Origin of the sequence: Actinomyces haliotis (assembly GCF_015355765.1) — a bacterium.
Classification (GTDB): Bacteria; Actinomycetota; Actinomycetes; order Actinomycetales; family Actinomycetaceae; genus Actinomyces; species Actinomyces haliotis.
Genome location: NZ_JACWNA010000001.1, coordinates 279,078 through 298,462 on the forward strand (window position 1 = coordinate 279,078; position 19,385 = coordinate 298,462).

Annotated in this window: 16 protein-coding genes; 2 read left to right on the forward strand and 14 right to left on the reverse strand. The window is 71.6% G+C overall.

Annotated elements, in window-relative coordinates:
• Position 1: 1 nt before the first annotated feature.
• From nuoL to IXW69_RS01155, 13 genes are read right to left on the reverse strand one after another with little or no spacing between them, the layout of a single operon-like run.
• Positions 2-2,008 carry an NADH-quinone oxidoreductase subunit L gene (gene nuoL, locus IXW69_RS01095; RefSeq protein ID WP_194784533.1) on the reverse strand — a complete coding sequence of 669 codons (2,007 nt, stop codon included), beginning with the start codon at positions 2,006-2,008 and terminating at the stop codon, positions 2-4.
• 14 nt (positions 2,009-2,022) lie between these two features.
• Positions 2,023-2,328: an NADH-quinone oxidoreductase subunit NuoK gene (gene nuoK / locus IXW69_RS01100; protein WP_194784534.1), complete on the reverse strand. Its 306-nt coding sequence runs from the start codon at positions 2,326-2,328 to the stop codon at positions 2,023-2,025.
• The gene (locus IXW69_RS01105; protein WP_407646504.1) at positions 2,325-3,296 is read right to left on the reverse strand and encodes an NADH-quinone oxidoreductase subunit J; all 972 of its coding nucleotides are present in this window, start codon (positions 3,294-3,296) and stop codon (positions 2,325-2,327) included. The genes nuoK and IXW69_RS01105 overlap by 4 nt, the downstream gene beginning before the upstream one ends.
• Positions 3,293-4,021 carry an NADH-quinone oxidoreductase subunit NuoI gene (nuoI, locus tag IXW69_RS01110; RefSeq protein ID WP_194784535.1) on the reverse strand — a complete coding sequence of 243 codons (729 nt, stop codon included), beginning with the start codon at positions 4,019-4,021 and terminating at the stop codon, positions 3,293-3,295. Before nuoI ends, IXW69_RS01105 begins: the two co-directional genes overlap by 4 nt.
• Positions 4,014-5,438, reverse strand: a complete 1,425-nt coding sequence (nuoH, locus tag IXW69_RS01115) for an NADH-quinone oxidoreductase subunit NuoH (RefSeq protein WP_194784536.1) — start codon at positions 5,436-5,438, stop codon at positions 4,014-4,016. Before nuoH ends, nuoI begins: the two co-directional genes overlap by 8 nt.
• Positions 5,435-8,158 carry an NADH-quinone oxidoreductase subunit G gene (locus IXW69_RS01120; protein WP_194784537.1) on the reverse strand — a complete coding sequence of 908 codons (2,724 nt, stop codon included), beginning with the start codon at positions 8,156-8,158 and terminating at the stop codon, positions 5,435-5,437. Before IXW69_RS01120 ends, nuoH begins: the two co-directional genes overlap by 4 nt.
• A 3-nt stretch (positions 8,159-8,161) precedes the next feature.
• Complete coding sequence (nuoF, locus tag IXW69_RS01125; protein ID WP_194784538.1) at positions 8,162-9,517, reverse strand: NADH-quinone oxidoreductase subunit NuoF; 1,356 nt, start codon at positions 9,515-9,517, stop codon at positions 8,162-8,164.
• Entirely contained in the window at positions 9,514-10,245 is a 732-nt protein-coding gene (gene nuoE, locus IXW69_RS01130; RefSeq protein WP_194784539.1) for an NADH-quinone oxidoreductase subunit NuoE, read from the reverse strand. Before nuoE ends, nuoF begins: the two co-directional genes overlap by 4 nt.
• Positions 10,245-11,639: an NADH-quinone oxidoreductase subunit D gene (locus tag IXW69_RS01135; protein ID WP_194784540.1), complete on the reverse strand. Its 1,395-nt coding sequence runs from the start codon at positions 11,637-11,639 to the stop codon at positions 10,245-10,247. The genes nuoE and IXW69_RS01135 overlap by 1 nt, the downstream gene beginning before the upstream one ends.
• Positions 11,639-12,400 (reverse strand): NADH-quinone oxidoreductase subunit C, encoded by a 762-nt coding sequence (locus IXW69_RS01140; RefSeq protein WP_194784541.1) that lies wholly within the window; start codon positions 12,398-12,400, stop codon positions 11,639-11,641. Before IXW69_RS01140 ends, IXW69_RS01135 begins: the two co-directional genes overlap by 1 nt.
• The gene (locus IXW69_RS01145) at positions 12,397-13,026 is read right to left on the reverse strand and encodes an NADH-quinone oxidoreductase subunit B (protein WP_194784542.1); all 630 of its coding nucleotides are present in this window, start codon (positions 13,024-13,026) and stop codon (positions 12,397-12,399) included. Before IXW69_RS01145 ends, IXW69_RS01140 begins: the two co-directional genes overlap by 4 nt.
• Before the next feature lie 43 nt (positions 13,027-13,069).
• Complete coding sequence (ndhC, locus tag IXW69_RS01150) at positions 13,070-13,429, reverse strand: NADH-quinone oxidoreductase subunit A (RefSeq protein WP_194784543.1); 360 nt, start codon at positions 13,427-13,429, stop codon at positions 13,070-13,072.
• Positions 13,426-14,721: a geranylgeranyl reductase family protein gene (locus IXW69_RS01155; RefSeq protein WP_194784602.1), complete on the reverse strand. Its 1,296-nt coding sequence runs from the start codon at positions 14,719-14,721 to the stop codon at positions 13,426-13,428. The genes ndhC and IXW69_RS01155 overlap by 4 nt, the downstream gene beginning before the upstream one ends.
• Positions 14,722-15,127: 406 nt before the next feature.
• Between IXW69_RS01155 and IXW69_RS01160 the strand changes: the two genes are divergently transcribed.
• Positions 15,128-15,829: a demethylmenaquinone methyltransferase gene (locus tag IXW69_RS01160; RefSeq protein ID WP_194784544.1), complete on the forward strand. Its 702-nt coding sequence runs from the start codon at positions 15,128-15,130 to the stop codon at positions 15,827-15,829.
• Complete coding sequence (locus tag IXW69_RS01165; protein WP_194784545.1) at positions 15,826-17,355, forward strand: isochorismate synthase; 1,530 nt, start codon at positions 15,826-15,828, stop codon at positions 17,353-17,355. The genes IXW69_RS01160 and IXW69_RS01165 overlap by 4 nt, the downstream gene beginning before the upstream one ends.
• Before the next feature lie 125 nt (positions 17,356-17,480).
• On the opposite strand, the gene IXW69_RS01170 is transcribed toward IXW69_RS01165, so the two are convergent.
• Complete coding sequence (locus IXW69_RS01170; RefSeq protein WP_194784546.1) at positions 17,481-19,217, reverse strand: S1C family serine protease; 1,737 nt, start codon at positions 19,215-19,217, stop codon at positions 17,481-17,483.
• Positions 19,218-19,385 lie beyond the last annotated feature (168 nt).

The following is a 19,385-nucleotide window of genomic DNA, read 5'->3' on the forward strand; positions in this document are numbered from 1 at the left end:
CTCAGAACCTGCTGGCCAGGACGGCGATGAGGGCGAGGACCGTTCCGCCGAGCATGTAGCCGGCGTAGGAGCGGACGAACCCGTTCTCGGTGCGGCGCAGGACCGAGCCGAGCCCGGCCGTGCCCTTGGCGAGTCCCTCGACGGCGCCGTCGACCACGTAGTGGTCCGACGCGCTGGCGGCGATGACGAGCCCCTGGCCGGGACGCATGGCGACCGCCTCGTTGATGGGGTCCTGGTACATGTCGCGGCGCGCGGCCTCGACCAGGACGTTGGAGGGCTGGACGACCGTGGGGACGTCGTTGCGCACGTACATGGCCCACGCGACGAGGACGCCGACGATGACCAGGACGAGCGTGAGGCCCATGATGACGCCCGCCGGGAGGACCGGCTCGCCGTGCTCGGCGTGGCCCGTGACGGGCTCGAGCCAGGTGACGAAGGCGCTGTTGATGCTGAGGACGCCGCCCAGGCCGATCGAGAAGATCGACAGGACGATGAGCGGGATCGTCATCAGGGGGCCGGACTCGTGCGGGTGCACGGGGCCCTCGACGTCGCGCTCCGTGGTCCAGCGGGCCTTGCCGTGGAAGATCATGAAGAAGAGGCGCGACATGTAGAAGGCGGTGAGGCCGGCGGCCAGCATCGCGATCGTGCCGAGGATCCACGGCTTCGCGCCGTCGCCGATGAAGGCGGCCTCGATGATCTTGTCCTTCGACCAGAAGCCCGAGAAGGGCGGCACGCCGAGGATGGCGAGCCAGGCGATGCCCATCGTGATCCAGGTGACCTTCATGACGCGCTTGAGGTCGCCGAAGCGGCGCATGTCGACCTGGTCGCTCATGGCGTGCATGACCGAGCCCGCTCCGAGGAACAGCTGGGCCTTGAAGAAGCCGTGGGTGAGCAGGTGGAAGATCGCGAAGGCGTAGCCGATGGGGCCGAGGCCGGCGCCGAGCATCATGTAGCCGATCTGGCTCATGGTGGAGGCGGCGAGGACCTTCTTCATGTCGTCCTTGGCGGAGCCGATGACGGCTCCGAGGACGAGGGTGATCGTGCCGATGACTGCGACGGCGAGCTGGGCGTGCGGGGCGCCCTCGAAGATCGCGCCGGAGCGGACCATGAGGTAGACGCCCGCGGTGACCATCGTCGCGGCGTGGATGAGGGCGGAGACCGGCGTCGGGCCGGCCATCGCGTCGCCGAGCCACGCCTGCAGCGGGAACTGCGCGGACTTGCCGCATGCGGCCAGGAGGAGGAAGAAGCCCATCGCGGTGAGCCAGCCGGTGGAGACCGAGCCGGACTGTGCGGCGGGGAGGACCTTGTCGAAGGCGACCGAGCCGACCTGGGAGACCATCGCCATCATGGCGAGGAGGAGGCCGACGTCGCCGACGCGGTTCATGATGAAGGCCTTCTTCGCGGCCGTGGCGTTCTCGCGGCTCTTGGCCTGGGCGGCCTGGGGGTCGTCGGCGTCGGCGGTGTTCCAGAAGCCGATGAGGAGGTACGAGGCGAGGCCCACGCCCTCCCAGCCGACGAAGAGCACCACGTAGGAGCTGCCGAGCACGAGGGTCAGCATCGCGGCGACGAAGAGGTTGAGGTAGGCGAAGAAGCGACGGCGGTCGCGGTCGTGCTCCATGTAGGCCACCGAGTAGAGGTGGATGAGGAAGCCGACGAAGGTCACCAGCGTGACGAAGGTGAGGGACAGCGGGTCGACCCGGAGGCCGGCGTCGACGCTCAGGGAGCCCGAGCCGAACCAGTGCCACAGGTCGACGCCCATCGTCCGCTCCCCCGCGTCGAGGGAGAGGATTTGGCACAGGATGCCGATGCCGAGGCAGGCGTCAAAGAGGGCGGCCAGCAGGCCGAGCCAGTGGCCCCACTTGTCCGTGGCGCGGCCGGCGACGAGGAGGAATCCGGCGCTCAGGAGCGGGACGGCGATGAGGAGCCAGGCGTAGGAGGCCAGCCCCGTGGCCGGGGCGGCGGCGCCGACGACGGACTGGGCGGCGAGGAGGAGAGGAGCGGTGGTCATCTGGGGCGGTCCTCTCAGAGACAGAGCAGGTTCTCGTCGTCGACCGACGTGGACCTGCGGGATTTGAAGATGGACACCACGATGCTCAGGCCCACGACGACCTCGGCGGCGGCGACGACCATGACGAAGAAGGCGAAGACCTGCCCCGTGAGGTCGCCGTACATCCGCGAGAAGGTGACGAGGACGAGGTTGACGGCGTTGAGCATGAGCTCGACGCCCATGAGCTCGATGATCGCGTTGCGGCGCAGGAGCACCGTGAGCGCCCCGAGGGTGAACAGCACCCCGGCGAGGACGACGTAGGCAGTGACGGGGAGACTCACTTCTCCTCCTCCTTCTCCTGGGACTCGCCGGCCGGAGCCGGCTCGACCGCCGGGGCGGGAGCGGGGGCCATCGGCTGGACGACGGCGGGGGCGGCGGCACCGGGCATGGCGGGCATGCCGGAGCGGGCCGGGTTGGTGTCCTCGCGGGCGCGGACGCGGCCCTCGCGCTGGGCGGCGGCGTACTCCGGGGAGACGTCGGCGAGCGAGAGGCCCTGGCCGCGGACGCGCAGGACGCGCGGGATCGACTCCTCGACGGCGTCGCCAGAGGCCTCGAGGGCGGGGGCGGCGGCGGTGTTGGTCGAGGCGTAGACACCGGGCATGGGCTTCTGACCGGGGTGGACACCCTTGGAGGCGTAGGCCCGCATCTTGTCGTCCATGGTCGACTGCTGCGTGACCTTGGCGCGCACGCGCTCGCGGTGCGTGAGGGTCAGCGCACCGAGCGCCGCGATGATGAGGAGGAAGCCCGTGAGCTCCATGGTGACGACGTGGTCGCCGAAGAGCACACCGGCGAGGTCCGCAGGAGTCGCGGAGTCGCCGTTCTGGAGGCCGGCGGCGCTCGGGAAGGCGGTGCGCCAGACGACGGCGGTGAGAACGGCGACGAGGCCGACGCCCAGGAGGGCGATGACCCCCTTGCCGGCGGCACCGCCGGCGGCGGAGACGGGCTCGTCTCCGCCGACGCCGACCAGCATGATGACGAACAGCACCAGGGTCATGACGGCGCCGGTGTAGACGACCATCTGGGTGATGCCGAGGAAGGGCGACTCGTTGGCGATGTAGAGGATCGCCAGGCTGACCATGATCGCGATCATGTTGACGGCGGCGGAGACCGCGCGGTGCGCGGTGAGCAGGCCGAAGCCGCACGCGACGCACACGAGGGCGACGATCGCGAAGAGGACGGTCTCGCCGGAGCCCATGTCGCCGACGGAGTTGAGGTTCGCAGGGAGAAGGGAGGGGACGAGGGCGTTCACCGCACGGCCTCCTTCGCGACCGCCGCGACGGGGCGCGCGGATGAGAGCGTGGGGTCGTCGGGGCGGTTGGCGCGGACCCAGTCGACCTGCGTCTGCGTGACGCCGGTGACGGCCTCGCGGTAGTAGTCGCCGTCCTCGGTGCCCTCGACCATCGGGTGCGGGGCGGCCAGCGCGCCGTCGGGCACGGGGGCGAGGAGGTCCTGCTTCTCGTAGATGAGGCCGGTGCGGTTGGGGCCGACCAGCTCGTCGATCTCGTGCGTCATGGTGAGGGCGCGCGTCGGGCACGCCTCGATGCACATGCCGCAGAAGATGCAGCGCAGGTAGTTGATCTGGTACACGCGGCCGTAACGCTCACCGGGCGAGTACTGCGCGCCGGGGGCGTTGGAGGCGGCCTCGACGTAGATGGCGTCTGCCGGGCAGGCCCACGCGCACAGCTCGCAGCCGATGCACTTCTCGAGCCCGTCCGCGTAGCGGTTCAGTTGGTGGCGGCCGTGGTAGCGCGGCATGAGCACCGGGCGGATGAACGGGTACTGCTCGGTGACCGTGGGCCGGAACATCGAGGAGATCGTCACGCCGTAGCCGGCGACGGGGGCGAAGAAGCGGCCGATGGCGGAGGGCTCGTCGGCCAGCCACTTGTCGTGGTCACCCCCGTTGCGGGGCGCTGAGCCCGCGGCGTGGGCACCGCCCGCGCCGGGCGCGGGGCGGTCGTGGGTCTGGTCAGTCATCGGATCCCTCCTGGACGTTCGTCACGGAGTCGGGGGTGGACTGGGCGCCGGCGAGCACGGGGCGGTGGGCCCCGGCCGCAGCGGCGCGGCGGGCGCGCGGGGACAGCGGGAGCTGCTGGCCCGGCAGGGGCGGGACGGGGAAGCCGCCCGCGGTGGCGTCGAGCTCCTCGCCGGGGACGAGCAGGTCGCCGTCGGCGTCGGTGCCCGCGGTGGCGGTCGAGGTCTCGTCGTCTTCCCCGCGCTCCGGGACGAGGAGCAGCAGGAGCATGGCGACGAGGAAGACCGCGCCGAGGATGAGGAGGAGGCCCCGGGAGGAGCCGCCCGAGAAGGAGCGGTAGCCCTGGACGAGGGCGACGAGCACGAACCAGGCGAGCGAGACCGGGATGAGGAACTTCCAGCCGAGCTGCATGAAGTGGTCGTAGCGGATACGGACCAGGGTGCCTCGGGTCCAGATCATGAAGAACATGCACAGCCAGACCTTGGCGATGAACCAGAGCATCGGCCACCAGCCGTGGTTGAAGCCGTCCCAGAAGGACCCGAGGATCCAGGAGCGCCAGCCGCCCAGGAAGAGGGTGGTGCACATGGCCGAGACGTTGAACATGTTGATGTACTCGCCGAGGTAGTACCAGGCGAACTTCATCGAGGAGTACTCGGTCATGTGGCCGGCGACGAGCTCGCCCTCGGCCTCGGGGAGGTCGAAGGGCAGACGGTTGACCTCCCCGACCATGGAGACGACGTAGATGAGGAAGCTCGGGATCATGGCGAGGCACCACCAGATGCGCTCCTGCGAGGTGACGATGCCCGAGGTGGACATCGTGCCCGCGGCGAGGAACACGGTGAGGATCGACATGCTCATGGAGAGCTCGTAGGAGATCACCTGGGCGGCGGAGCGGACGGCGCCGAGCAGCGGGTAGGTCGAGTGGGTCGACCAGCCGCCGAGGATGAGGCCGTAGACGCCGAAGCCGGTGATGGCCAGGACGTAGAGGACCGCGACCGAAAAGTCGGTCAGCTGCAGCGGCGTCACGTGGCCGAACATGCTGACCTCGGGCCCGAAGGGGATGACCGCGTAGATCATGAAGGACGCGAAGGCCGTGATGATCGGGCCGAGCAGGAAGATGAAGGTCTCGGCCCCCTTGTGCCAGATGTCCTCCTTCATGATGAGCTTCGTGGCGTCCGCGATGAGCTGCGGGATGCCGAGGAAGCCGTTCACGTTGGGGCCCGGGCGGGTCTGCATGCGCCCCAGCACTCGGCGCTCGGCCCAGATGGCCATGATGACGCTGAGGATGAGGAACAGCATGATGAAGACGGCCTTGATGAGCGAGAGCCACCAGGTCGTCTGGCTGAAGTCGGCCGTCACTCCCCCGATCGCGGGGAGCGCCGAGCCGAGGCCGGCGTGTAGAAGAGTCGCGGTGCTCACCGGACCACCTCCGAGCTGTTCGTGAGGGCGAGCGACAGGCTGACGTGGGCGCCGTGGCCGGCGCCGAGGGTCTGGTGGACGGTCGAACCGGCCGAGCACTCAGGGAGCCACACCGTCCCGTCCGCGACGCCGCCGATGATGGCGGGCAGCGTGATGGAGCCGGTGGGGGTACTCACCTCGACCGGCTCTCCCGGGGTGACCGAGAGACGGGCGGCGAGGTCAGCGCCGAGGCGGGCGATCGGGCGCAGCGCGGTGGCGGCGAGGAAGGCCTCCCCGTCCTGAAGACGCCCGGCGTCGAGCATCGGCTTGTGGGTAGAGAGGACGGCGTCGAGGCCGGAGACCGTGGAGAGGGTCTCGGGCACGTCGTCGCCGGTCTCGGGGCCGGAGGCCTCGGCCTCCGTGAAGGAGACCTCGCCGCGCTGGCCGGCGTACAGGCCGAGGCCCGCGAGCTCGGCGTGGAGGGTCTCGAGGTCGTCGACACCGAGGTCGACGCCCATCTCCGCGGCCAGCATGCCGAGGACCTGGCGGTCGGTGCGGGCCCGCGAGACGTGGGCCTGGCCGAAGGGGCGGACGCGACCCTCCCAGTTGACGAAGGTGCCGTTCTTCTCGACGGCGGGGGCGACCGGGAGGACGACGTCGGCGTGCTCGGAGACCTCCGAGCGGCGGACCTCGAGCTGCACGGTGAAGCCGGAGGAGGCCAGGGCCGTGCGGGCCAGGCCCGGGTCGGAGAAGTCGCGCACGTCGACGCCACCGACGACCAGGCCGCCGAGCTCGCCGTCGGCGAGGGCGTTGAGGATCGCGGTGGTGTCGCGACCGGCGGTCGCGGGAAGGGCCGGGCGCTGGTGGAGGCCGGTGGTCTCGATGCCCCAGGCGTCCTGGACCTCGGCGCGAGCCGCGTCGTCGGTGACCGGGCGGCCGCCGGGCAGCAGGCTCGGCAGCAGGCCGGCCTCGATGCCGCCGCGCTCACCGGAGCGGCGCGGCACCCAGGCGAGGCGGGCTCCGGTGCCGGTGGCGAGGGCGTCGACGACGGAGAGGAGACCGGGGACGGAGGCGGCGCGCTCACCGACGAGGATGGTGGCGCCGTCGCCCTTGAGGGCCTCGACGAGCTCGGGATGGCTCTGGGACAGGAGCGCGACGGCGCGGGCCTCGTCGCCAGGGGCGGCGAGGATGGTGTCGGCGCCGAGCTTGCGGGAGCCGTTGGAGGCGACCGTGGCCACGGTGGCGACCTTGACGCCGCCGGCGCGCACGCCCTTGCGCAGGCGCAGGAAGAGGGAGCCGCACTCGTCCTCGGGCTCGAGGGCGACGAGAAGGACCTGGCCGGCCTTCTCCAGGCTGCTGTAGGTGACCGCGCCGAGCCCCGTGCCGGCGACGCGCTTGGCGAGGAAGGACTCCTCCTCGGCGCTGTGGTCGCGGACGCGCTGGTCGATGTCGTTGGTGCCGAGGACCGTGCGGGCGAAGCGGGACCATGACCAGGCGTCCTCGAGGGTGAGTCGACCGCCGGGGAGGAGGCCGACACCGCCGTCGGACTGGGCCTTGGCGAGACCCTGGGCGGCGACGTCGAGGGCGTCGGACCAGGAGGTCGGGACGAGCTCGCCGGACTCCTCGTCGCGTACGAGCGGAACCGTAAGGCGGTCGTCAAGGCTGGACCAGGCGAAGCCGAAGCGGTCCTTGTCGGTGATCCACTCCTCGTTGACCTCGGGGTCGTTGCCGGCGAGGCGGCGCAGCACGACGCCGCGGCGCATGTCGACGCGGATCGCGGAGCCGGATGCGTCCTGCTCGGTGACGGAGTCGGTGGAGACGAGGTCCATCGGACGGGCGCGGAAGCGGTAGCGGGCGCTGGTGAGGGCGCCCACGGGGCAGATCTGGATGATGTTGCCGGAGAAGTAGGAGGCGAAGGGGCGGCCGGACAGGTCGAGGTCCTCGCGCACGTCACCGGCCGCGGAGCCGACAACGGTGCCGGCGGCGACGCCCGCCTCACCGGACGGGCCCGCGAGCCCGGCGTCGGGGGCGAGGTAGTCGCCGCCGCGGATCGTCTGGGTCGAGATCCCGGCGATGCCCTCGGGGTCGAAGAAGTCGAGGACCGTGGAGTCGAAGCGGCCGATCTGCTCGCCGTAGAGGCCGCCGTCGACGTGCCCGCCGACGTGGCCGCCGCCGCGGCCCTGGAGCGCGATGAACGGGTCGCCGGCGATCTGGTCGGCGAAGCGCACGCAGCGCTGGCACAGGATGCAGCGGTCGCGGTCGAGGAGGATGTTGCTCGTCAGGCGCAGCGGCTTGGGGAAGGTGCGCTTGACGTCCGTGAAGCGGGTGACGCTCTGCGCGCCCGAGGCCATGAGCTCGAGGGCCTGGTTCTGCAGGGGGCACTCGCCGCCCTTGTCGCAGACGGGGCAGTCGAGCGGGTGGTTGATGAGCAGGAACTCCATCGTGCCGTCCTGCGCCTTGGCGGCGACGGGGCTGGTGGCCTGCGTCTTGATCTCCATCCCCTCCATGGCCGTCATGGCGCAGGACGGCTGGGGCTTGGGCATGGGACGGACGACGCCGTCGCGGCCCGGCATGGCGACCTCGACGAGGCACTGGCGGCAGTTGGCCGAAGGCGCGAGGAGGGGGTGGTCGCAGAAGCGCGGGATGCGGACGCCGACCTTCTCCGCGGCGCGGATGAGGAGGGTGCCCTTCTCGACCTCGACGGGCATGCCGTCGATCGTCATGTTGACCATGTCAGTCATGTGTCACCGTGCGCTTTCAACGATGGAGGAGGCGGCGTGGGGGAAGAGCTCGGCGGCAGGGGTCGTGTACCCGGCCTCGAACTCGCTGCGGAAGCGCTTGATGCCGGAGCGCACCGGCGTCGCCGCGGCGTCGCCGAGGGCGCAGAAGGAGCGGCCCGCGATGTTGGAGGCGATGTCGTCGAGCTTGTCGACGTCCCCGGGCAGGCCCTTGCCGGCCTCGAGGCGCTCCATGATCTGGCGCATCCAGTAGGTGCCCTCGCGGCACGGGGTGCACTTGCCGCAGGACTCGTGCTGGTAGAACTCCGTCCACCGCGAGACGACGCGGACCACGGAGACGGTCTCGTCGAAGACCTGGAGGGCGCGCGTGCCGAGCATGGAGCCGGCTGCACCGACTGACTCGTAGTCGAGGGGGACGTCGAGCTCCTCGGGACCGAAGATCGGCACGGAGGAGCCTCCGGGGACCCAGAACTTGAGCTCGTGGCCCGGGCGCACTCCGCCGGCCATCTCGATGAGCTCGCGCATGGTGATGCCGAAGGGAGCCTCGAACTGCCCCGGGTTCACGACGTGGCCCGAGACGGAGAAGATGCCGTGGCCCTTCGACTTCTCGGTGCCCATCGAGGAGTACCACTCGGCGCCGCGGGCGAGGACACCCGGCACGGAGGCGATGGTCTCGACGTTGTTGACGACCGTCGGGCGGGCGTAGAGACCGGCGACGGCCGGGAACGGGGGCTTGAGGCGCGGGTGGCCGCGGCGGCCCTCGAGGGAGTCGAGGAGCGCGGTCTCCTCACCGCAGATGTAGGCGCCGGCGCCGGCGTGGGCGGTGATGCGCAGCGGCTTCGTGCCGTCGAGGCCGAAGCCGGTGGACAGCAGGCCCGCCTGCTCCGCCTCGGTCACTGCGTGGAGGAGACGGCGGTAGACGTGGACGGCCTCGCCGCGCAGGAAGATGAAGGCGTGGTCGCCGCCGATGGCGCGCGAGGTGATCGCGACGCCCTCGATGAGGGCCTGCGGGTTGAACATGATGGTCGGCATGTCCTTGCAGGTGCCCGGCTCGGACTCGTCGGCGTTGACGACGAGGTAGCGGGGCTTGCCGTCGTCGGGCGGCAGGAAGGACCACTTGAGGCCGGTGGGGAAGCCGGCGCCGCCGCGTCCGCGGAGGTTGGAGGCCTTGACGAGGCCCACGAGGTCCTCGCGGCTCATCTCCTTGGCCTTGGCGAGGCCCTGGTAGCCGCCGTTGGCGCGGTAGGTGTCCAGGGACCAGGAGCGGTCCTTGTCCCAGATGTCGGTGAGGACGGGCGTGAGGGTGCCCGGGGTGGTGAAGACCGGCCCCTGGGGCTCGGTGTCCGTGGCGTTCTCGCTCACTTGGTCTCCTCCTTGGGGGCGGTCCAGCCGTTCTCGCGCGCGATGCGCAGACCGAGGAGGCTCGGGTCACCGGGGCGGCCGCCCTCGTCGGCGCGGCCGTCCTCGAAGCCCGCGAGGACGCGGGAGTTCTCGCGGAAGGTGGGAAGGGTCTCGGGGCCGCGCGTGGGGACGACGTCCTCGCCGCGACGGAGGCGGTCGATGAGGTCGACGGCGCTGGCCGGGGTCTGGTTGTCGAAGAACTCCCAGTTGACCATGACGACGGGGGCGTAGTCGCAGGCGGCGTTGCACTCGATGCGCTCGAGGCTGATGACGCCGTCCTCGCTGGTCTCGTCGTTGCCGAGGCCGGTGTGCTCCGCGACGGCCTTCCAGACCTCGTCGCCGCCCATGACGCCGCACAGGGCGTTGGTGCACACGCCGACGTGGTACTCGCCGGCGGGGTGCCGGCGGAACTGGCTGTAGAAGGTCGCGACGGCGGAGACCTCGGAGCGGGTCAGCCCGAGGGACTCCGCGCAGATGGCGATGCCGCGGGGCGCGACGTAGCCGTCGACGCTCTGGACGAGGTGCAGCATCGGGATGAGGGCGCTGCGCTCATGGCCCTCGGGGTAACGGGACCGGATCTGGGCGATGTCCTCGCGCAGGCGCGCCTCGACCTCGGGCTCGTAGCCGGAGGCCGTGACCGGCGCGGTGGCCGCGTGGCGGCCCGCGGTGGGGGTGTTCTCGGCGGTCATCAGCGGTCCACGCCTCCCAGGACGGGGTCGATCGACGCCAGCGACGGGACGAGGTCGGCGATCATGCCGCCCTCCCCCATCATGGCCAGCGACTGCAGGTTGGAGTAGGAGGGGTCGCGGAAGTGGACCCGGTAGGGGCGCGTCCCGCCGTCGGACACGGCGTGGACGCCCAGGACGCCCTTGGCGTGCTCGATGCTCTCGTAGACCTGGCCGGCCGGGACGCGGAAGCCCTGCGTCACCAGCTTGAAGTGGTGGATGAGGGACTCCATCGAGGTGCCCATGATCTCGCGGACGTGCTCCAGGGACTGGCCCTGGCCGTCGGTGGCGATGGCCATCTGGGCGGGCCAGGCGATGGTCGGGTCGGCGACCATGTGGCTGTTGGACGGATCGTCGCCGCGGGCGGTGATCTCGTCGAGGCGGTCGAGGGCCTGGGAGACGATCTTGAGCGACTGGTAGCACTCGTCGAAGCGCACGCGCAGTCGGTTGTAGACGTCGGAGCGGTCGTAGACGGGGACGTCGAAGTCGTAGGTCTCGTAGCCGCAGTACGGGCGGGTCCTGCGCAGGTCGAGCGGGTAGCCGGCAGCCTTGATGCAGGGGCCGGTGAGGCCCAGGGCCATGCCTGCGGAGAGGGTGATCTCGCCGACGCCGATGAAGCGGGACTTGAGGATCGGGTTCTCGAGCAGCAGCTCGCCGAGCTCCTTGACGTCGTTCTTGATGTCCGGCATGACGGAGCGGACGAACTCGCTGAACTCGGCCGGGACGTCCTGGGCGAGGCCGCCCGGTCGGACGTAGGCGTGGTTCATGCGCAGGCCGGAGACCATCTCGAAGGCACGCAGGATGTTCTCGCGGCAGCGGAAGGCGATCGTCATGAGCGTGGTGCCGCCCATCTCGTTGCCGCCGGTGCCGATGGCGATGACGTGCGAGGCGATGCGGTTGAGCTCCATGAGGATGACGCGCACGACGGTGGCCTTCTCGGGCACGTCGTCGGTGATGCCGAGGAGCTTCTCGACGGCGAGGGCGTAGCCGACCTCCTGGAAGAAGGGGGCCACGTAGTCCATGCGGGTCACGAAGGTCTCGCCCTGGGTCCAGGTGCGGTACTCCATGTTCTTCTCGATGCCCGTGTGGAGGTAGCCGGTGCCGACGCGGACCTCGGTGACCTTCTCACCGTCGGTCTCGAGGACGAGGCGGAGGACGCCGTGGGTGGAGGGGTGGACGGGCCCCATGTTGACGACGATGCGGTCGTGCTCGAGGCGGTCCTGCTCGTCGCGCGCGGCGATCTCGGCCGCGATCTCGTCCCAGTCGCCGCCCTCGGCGGTCCACTGGGGGGCGCCCTCGGCGAGCGCGTCGGTGGCGGGGCCGGTGGCGTGGAACTGGGTGCTGCTGGCGGTGCTCATCAGCGGTACGACCTCCGGGTGTCGGCGGGCGGGGTGGTGGCGCCCTTGTACTCGACGGGGATGCCGCCGAGCGGGTAGTCCTTGCGCTGCGGGTGGCCGACCCAGTCGTCGGGCATGGCGGAGCGGGTGAGGTTGGGGTGGCCGTCGAAGACGATGCCCATGAGGTCCCAGGTCTCGCGCTCGTGCCAGTCGTCGCCGGGGTAGACGGAGACGATGGAGGGCACGTGCGGGTCGGAGTCAGGGCAGGTCACCTCGAGGCGGATGGCGCGGGAGCCGTGGGTGAGCGAGAGGAGCTCGAAGCAGGCGTGGAGCTCGCGGCCGGCGTCGCCGGGGTAGTGGACGCCGGAGACGCCCAGGCACAGCTCGAAGCGGAGGTCCTGGTCGTCGCGCAGCGGGCGGACGACGTCGAGGAGGTGCTCGCGCGTGATGAAGAGGGTGAGCTCGTCGTGCTCGATGACGACCTTCTCGATCGCGTCGGCGGGCTCGACGCCGGCGTCCTGGAGGTCCTCGACGAGGGCGTCGACGGCGTCGTCGAACCAGGAGCCGTAGGGGCGCACCGCGGCGGGCGCGAGGGCGACGACGCTCGTCGTGCCGTTGTAGCCGGAGGTGTCGCCGGCGTCGGACTGGCCGAACTGGCCCGTGTGCGTGCCGATGACCTCGAGGCGCAGCTCGGGGCGCACCTCGCGGCCCGCGACCTCGGGCACGGCCGGCGCCGCGGCCTCGGGCGCCTCGACGTCGGAGGAGGGGGTGTTCTCACTCATGCGAGCAGGCCCTTCATCTCGTGGGTGGGGGTGGCGGCGAGGGCAGCGGCCTCGACGGCGCGCGCGATCTCCTCGCGGTGCTTGAAGATCGGGCGGCGCTCGATCTGGCGGGTGAGCTCGAGCATCGCGTTGATGAGCATCTCCGGACGGGGCGGGCAGCCGGGCAGGTAGATGTCGACCGGGACGATGTGGTCGCAGCCCTGGATGACGGCGTAGTTGTTGAAGATGCCGCCCGAGGAGGCGCAGGCGCCCATGGAGATGACCCACTTGGGCTCGGGCATGGAGTCGTAGACGTTGCGGATGACCGGGGCCATCTTGTGGGAGACGCGGCCGGACACGATCATGACGTCGGAGTGGCGCGGCGAGGCGCGGAAGACCTCCCAGCCGAAGCGGGACATGTCGAAGCGGGGCGTGCCGGTGCCCATCATCTCGATGGCGCAGCAGGCCAGACCCATGGTGACCGGCCACAGCGAGCGCGCCTGGGCGAGGCCCGTCAGCTTCTCGACGCTGGTGAGCATGAAGCCGGGCCCCTCGACGGACTGCTCGGCCTCGATCTGAAGATCGCCCCTCTTGGAGGGGATGGTCCTCATCTTCTCGTTGTAGGCCTTGAACTCTGTCTTGTCCATGTGCTGCTCCTGTAGGTCCTTCGCTCCGTCTTGCCTGCGCCGGTCAGTCCCAGTCGAGACCGCCGCGGCGCCACTCGAGGAGGTAGGGCACGGTGATGAGGGCGATGAAGACGAGGGCCGCGCTCAGCCCGAAGAAGCCGAGGCGGTGGAACGCCGTGGCCCACGGGTAGAGGAAGACGACCTCGACGTCGAAGATGATGAAGGTCATGCCGACGAGGTAGAAGGCGACCGGGAAGCGGCCGTGGTCGGTGTTGGTCGGCGTCGGGTCGATGCCGCACTCGTAGTTCTGCGTCTTGATCTTGTTGCGCTTGTTCGGGCTGACGATGGCCGAGAGGGCGAGACCGCCGAGGGCCACGACGAGCGCGACCGCCGCCATGATGAGCAGTGAGACGTAGGGGTTCATGCTGCCGGCACCATTCTCGAGAGGATCTGGATGAGGTGGTCGGTGGGGTCGCCGCCGCGGCGCTCCCAGCCGTCCGAGAGGAGCTTGGTCACGAGCCGCATGAGGCGCTTGCGCGGCAGCCCGTAGCGGGTGCACAGGCGCATGACCTCGGGGTGCTCGATGAGTGAGACGAAGACGCGTCCGAGCGTGTAGTAGCCGCCCATCTGCGCCTCGAGGGCCCGAGGGTACTCCGCCAGCGCGAGCTCGCGCCCCGCGGCGGTGCTGCGGGCGGAGGCGAGGGCGGCGGCCTGGGCGGCGTAGCGGCCCGACATGATCGCCTGGGCGATGCCCTCCCCGTTGAAGGGGGACACCATGCCGCCGGCGTCGCCGAGGAGCATGAGCCCGTCAGCGTAGTGGGGCTTGCGGTTGAAGGCCATCGGGAGGGCGGCCGAGGCGAGGCGTCCGACCTGGTTCTCGGGGGTGAAGCCCCAGGACTCGGGGCAGTTCTCCATCCAGCGGCTGAAGACGGCCTTGTAGTCGATGCGGGTCGTGGCGGCTCGGCTGGAGACGGAGCCGAGGCCGACGTTGACCAGGCCGTCGCCCACGGACCAGATCCAGCCGTAGCCGGGCAGGAGGTCGGAGCGGTTCGCGGGGCCGTCCCACAGCTCGAGCTGGGACTCCATCCAGGAGTCCTCGGCGCGCGGCGAGCGGAAGTAGGCGCGCACGGCGACGCCGAGCGGCTTGCGCTCGTCCTTGCTGCGCCCCACGGAGGTGGCGAGTCGGGCGGAGACGCCGCCGGCGTCGACGACGAGCGGGGCGGAGACGGTCGCGGGGGCCTCGACGCCTGGGTTCTCGACGCGCGCGGTGGGCTTCACCTCGACGCCGGTGACGCGCCCGGTCGGGGTGGTGACGGCGCCGGTGACGGTGACGCCGGTGAGGAGGCGCGCGCCGACAGCGGCGGCGTGCTCGGCGAGGTCCCGGTCGAGCTGCGAGCGACGGCGCGCCATGCCGTAGGACGGGAGCGAGGGGCGCTCGGGCCACGGCACGTGGAGCATGTGGCCGCCACCGATGACGCGAAGGCCCTCGTTGTGCTGCCAGCCGGTGGTGTCGACGCCCATGAGGGCGAGCTCGGACACCGCGGAGGGGGTGAGGCCGTCGCCGCAGACCTTGTCCCGGCCGAGCTCGTTCTTCTCGAGGAGGAGGACGTCGAGACCGAGGCGGGCCATGTGGTAGGCGGCGGAGGCGCCGGCGGGGCCGGCCCCGACGACGACGACGTCGGCGGTGAGGTCCTCGGGACGAGCGGGGGTGCGCATGGCGGGCTCGTCGGACGTCGGCGTGGCCTGGGCGGCCTGGCGGGGCTGCGGCGTGCGGGCGTCGGACACGAGCTCGTGCACCTCCTTCATGGGGAGCGGGGTCGCTTGGGTCGGCGACCGAGAGCCCCGCGGGCAGGCGGAGCCGCGCATGACTCTACCGAGGAGCCGCGGGCGGTCCGGCAGCCGCCGGGCCGTGGCGCCCTTTCGGCGTCATGGCGCCGCGGCCCGAGCCGTTCGGTCACGACCGGGTCTCGTTCCCGTGAACGTATTTAGCACTCCTCGGTCTTGCGGATTTCACGTTTGTGAGGTGGGTCTCCGGTCACGTGACCTTCCCGCGCCCCGAGCCGCCGTCGACCGCGCCGCCCGGCCGACCGTCCCGTCCTCCGCGGCCTGACATGATGGGTCCATGAGCCGAGCCACCCTTGCCAAGGACCCGCGCGAGGTCGCGGGCATGTTCGACGCCGTCGCGCGCCGCTACGACCTCACGAACGACGTCATGAGCCTGTGGCAGGTGCACATGTGGCGACGGGTCACCCGGAGCGCCGTCGGCGCTCGTCCGGGCACGCGCGTGCTCGACCTCGCCGCGGGCACCGGCACCTCCTCCGTCGAGTACGCGGCCGACGGCGCCGATGTGGTCGCCTGCGACTTCTCGACCGGAATGGTCGCCGAGGGCAAGGCGCGCCACCCCGAGATCGAGTTCGTCGCCGGTGACGCGATGGCCCTGCCCTTCGCCGACGCGTCCTTCGACGTCGTCACCATCTCCTACGGCCTGCGCAACGTCCAGGACACCGTCAAGGCGCTCTCGGAGATGCTCCGCGTCACCCGACCCGGTGGACGGATCGTCATCGCCGAGTTCTCCCAACCCGTGTTGAGGCCCTTCCGCGAGCTCTACCGCTTCTACCTGGGCACGGCCCTGCCCGCCGCCGGGCGCCTCGTCTCCTCCAACACGGAGGCCTACTCCTACCTCGGGGAGTCGATCGTCGACTGGGCGGACCAAAAGCGGCTTGCCTCCCTCATGCAGGAGGCCGGGTGGCGCGGCGTCGGCTACAAGAACCTCTCCGGCGGCATCGTCGCGGTCCACCGCGCGACGCGCCCCGTCGAGCAGTGAGCGCCTCCCCGCGCCCCCGCCGCACCGGGAGCTCGCCGTCGACCGTCTCCCCCTTCCCGCTCGTCACCGCGTTCCGGCCGGCCGACGAGGTCGCCGCGCGGCCTCCCCGGCTCTCCTTCCGCACGACGGCCCTCCCTGACGGCTCCCTCGCCCTGCCCCGACAGGGTGAGGACGGTGAGCTCCACGGCGCGCCGATCCCGGAGGACCCCGGCACCCCGCTTACACTCATCGACCTCCTCGAGTCCCACGGCGACGTCGCCTCCTGGGTGCGCGAGGGCCGCGGCGTCGTCGCCCTCGGACGGACGCTCGAGATCTCCGCCCGCGGCGAGGAGCGGATCGAGGAGCTGCGCGCCGCCTGGCGCGCCACCGTCTACGCCTCCTGGTGGGAGGACCCGCTCGTCCGCCCCGGCACGGGCCCGGTGGCACTCGGCACCATCACCTTCTCCCCCGCCTCCGCCGAGCGATCGGCCCTCATCGTGCCGCGGATCCTCATCGGCCTCGACGACGAGGGGAGCTGGATCACCACGGCCGTCGCCGAGGGCGAGGAGCACCCCGACCCCGGGGCGCTCCTGCCCGCTCTCGTGTCCACCGCGCGCCTCCACCGTGCCGCCGCGGAGCGCCAGGAGACCGCCGAGGTCTCCCCCGGCGCGCTGAGCGACGAGGCCTGGTGCGAGGCCGTCGTCGAGGCCCGGCGCCGGATGGCCGAGGGTGAGGCCCGCAAGGTCGTCCTGGCTCGGGACGTCGTCGTGCGGCCCACGCGCGGTCTCGCCACGGGGACCGTCCTCGGCCACCTCGCCCGTCACTACCCCTCGTGCTGGACCTTCGCCGTCGACGGCATGATCGGGGCGACCCCGGAGCTGCTCGTCCGCCTCGAGGGCCGCCGGCTCTTCTCACGAGTCCTCGCGGGGACGGCGCGGCGCCACGACGCGGCCGGGGCCTCGGTCGCGACCGGCCCCGGCGTCTCGCCGACCGGCGAGGACGCCGCTCCGACGACCGACGTGCTCGAGGACCTCGCCGCCTGGCTCTCGCGGTCCGGGAAGAACCGCGAGGAGCACGAGCTCGCCAGGGCCTCGGCGGTCCACGCCCTCGCCCCCCTGTGCTCCGTGGTGGAGGCGCCGGAGCCCTTCGTCCTCACGCTCCCGAACGTCCTCCACCTCGCCTCCGACGTCACCGGCGTCGTCGCCGGGGACACCGGAGCGCTCTCCCTCGTCCGGGCCCTCCACCCGACGGCCGCCGTGTGCGGTGCGCCGACGCCCTCGGCCGCCCGGATCATCGAGGAGGTCGAGGGGATGGACCGGGGCCGCTACGCGGGCCCCGTCGGCTGGGTCGACTGGCACGGCGAGGGCGAGTGGGGCATCGCCCTGCGCAGCGCACGCCTCACCGCGACCGAGATCGGGCCGTCGTCACCCGCCCGCGTCTTCGGCGGGGGCGGGATCATGCCCGGATCGGACCCCCGCGACGAGCTCGCGGAGACGCGCGCCAAGATGCGCCCCGTCCTCGAGGCCCTCGGCGCCCCGACGGACTGACTCGTCCACCGCCCCACCGGCTCCCCCGAACGTCCGGAACCACGAAGGACTCCGCTGCCCTCTCCTGCGAGGAGAGGACGGCGGAGTCCTTCGTCGCGGCGCCGGGAACCGCGCGCGGCCCGGGTTCAGGAGTCCTTGCGCTCCGAGAGGGTCGCCTTGACCTCCTGCTCCTTGCCGTCGCGGATGACGGTGAGCGTGACCGTGTCGCCCGCGGAGTACTGGCGCACGAAGCCGGTGAGCGCCGCCGCCTGGGTCGTCGGCTTGCCGTCGATCGCCGTGATGACGTCGCCCTCCTTGAGCCCGGCCTTGGAGGCCGGCGAGTCGGACTCGACGGAGCCGACCTCGGCGCCGGCGCGGGTGGCTCCGTCGACCGAGGCCGAGGCGTCGCCGATGGAGACGCCGAGGTAGGCGTGCGTGGCCGTGCCGGACTTGATGAGCTGGTCGGCGACCTTCTGGACGAGGTTCGAGGGGATCGCGAAGCCGATGCCGATGGAGCCGGACTCGGAGGAGGACGACGAGCTCATCGAGGCGATGGAGCTCGTGATGCCGATGACCTTGCCGGACTCGTCGAAGAGGGGACCGCCGGAGTTGCCGGGGTTGATCGCCGCGTCGATCTGGATCGCGTTGGTGTAGACGCTCGAGTCGGCCGAGGACTGCGACTGGCTCTGGGACTGGTCCTGCGACTGGCCGAAGAGGTCACCGAGGCCGCCGGAGGACTGGCCCTGGGAGGAGTCGGACTCCGAGGTCGTCGTGACGACGGGACGGTTGAGGGCCGAGACGATGCCGGTCGTGGCGGTCGAGGACAGGCCGAGGGGGTTGCCGATGGCCATGACGTCCTCGCCGGTGGCCACGGAGTCCGAGTCCCCGAACTGGGCGACCATGAGGTCGCTCGGGGCCTTCTCGAGCTCGACGACGGCGAGGTCGGTGGCGGGGTCGGTGCCCGTGACCTTGGCGGAGTAGATGCGCCCATCGGCGAGGGTGACCTGGATCTGGGTTGCGCCGTCGACGACGTGGTTGTTCGTGATGACGTGGCCGGACGAGTCATAGATGACGCCGGAGCCCTCCGCGGTGCCCGAGGAGGTCTGGACGGTGATGGAGACGACGGCGTTGCCGACGGCCGTCGTGACGGCCTCCCAGTCGGGAGCGGCCTGGGTGGAGGAGACGGTCTTGGTCGTCGAGCCGGTCGCGAGGCTCGTGGCGTGGCTCGTCGCCGCGGCGGTCGACGAGCTGGAGTCCCCGTCGAGCGAGTGGACGGCGACGGCGGTGCCGCCGGAGGCGAGGACGGCGGCGGCGAGCGTCGCGGCGATGACGCCGCCCCACCCCGGCCCGCGACGCTGCTTGCGACGGCGCGGCGCTGAGGAGTCCGAGGCGCTTCCGGTCGGGTAGCCGTTGTTCGGCGGCTGCCCGGGTCCGCCAGGCTGGGCGGCGGGGGCGGTGGAGCCGGCGGATGCCGCGGAGCCCGCGTAGGGGGCAGAGGCCGCGGTGGCGTAGCCCGGTGCCGAGGAGACGTACGGGCTGGTGCGGTGGGAGAGGTCGTAGCCGGCCGGCCCGCTCGGGGCGCTGCGGTAGGGCGACGACGCGGCGCCCTGCCGGAACGGGGTGACGTCGAAGCGGCTGGTGTCGTGGCGCGGGTCCGCGGCGGTGGAGGCCGTGGGCGGGACGGCCGGGGCCTGCTGCGCGGCGGACCCGCCGACGGGCGGCTGCGGGGCCTTCCGGGTCTCCCCGGTGGCCGGCGCCTGTCCGGTCTGCTGTCCGGTCGCGTGCTCGGCGTCCTGGTCGGTGCGGCCGGCGGCCTCCTGCGCGGCCTCGCGGCTGAAACGGGGGCTCGTGGGCTGGATCGCGTCGTCGTCTCGGGTGCTCATGTGTCCTCCTCGGGCCGGGCCCGTGCGTCAAGATGGCTGAAGCCTCACGCGGGAGCCTGGACCGTTTCCGACCCCTGTCTGGGACCGACCTGTGAAGCCTGAGCCTGGCATGTGAGTCTCCTCCCGTCGGGGTGCCGCGCGGGCCGAGTGACCGCAGTGCGGTCCCGC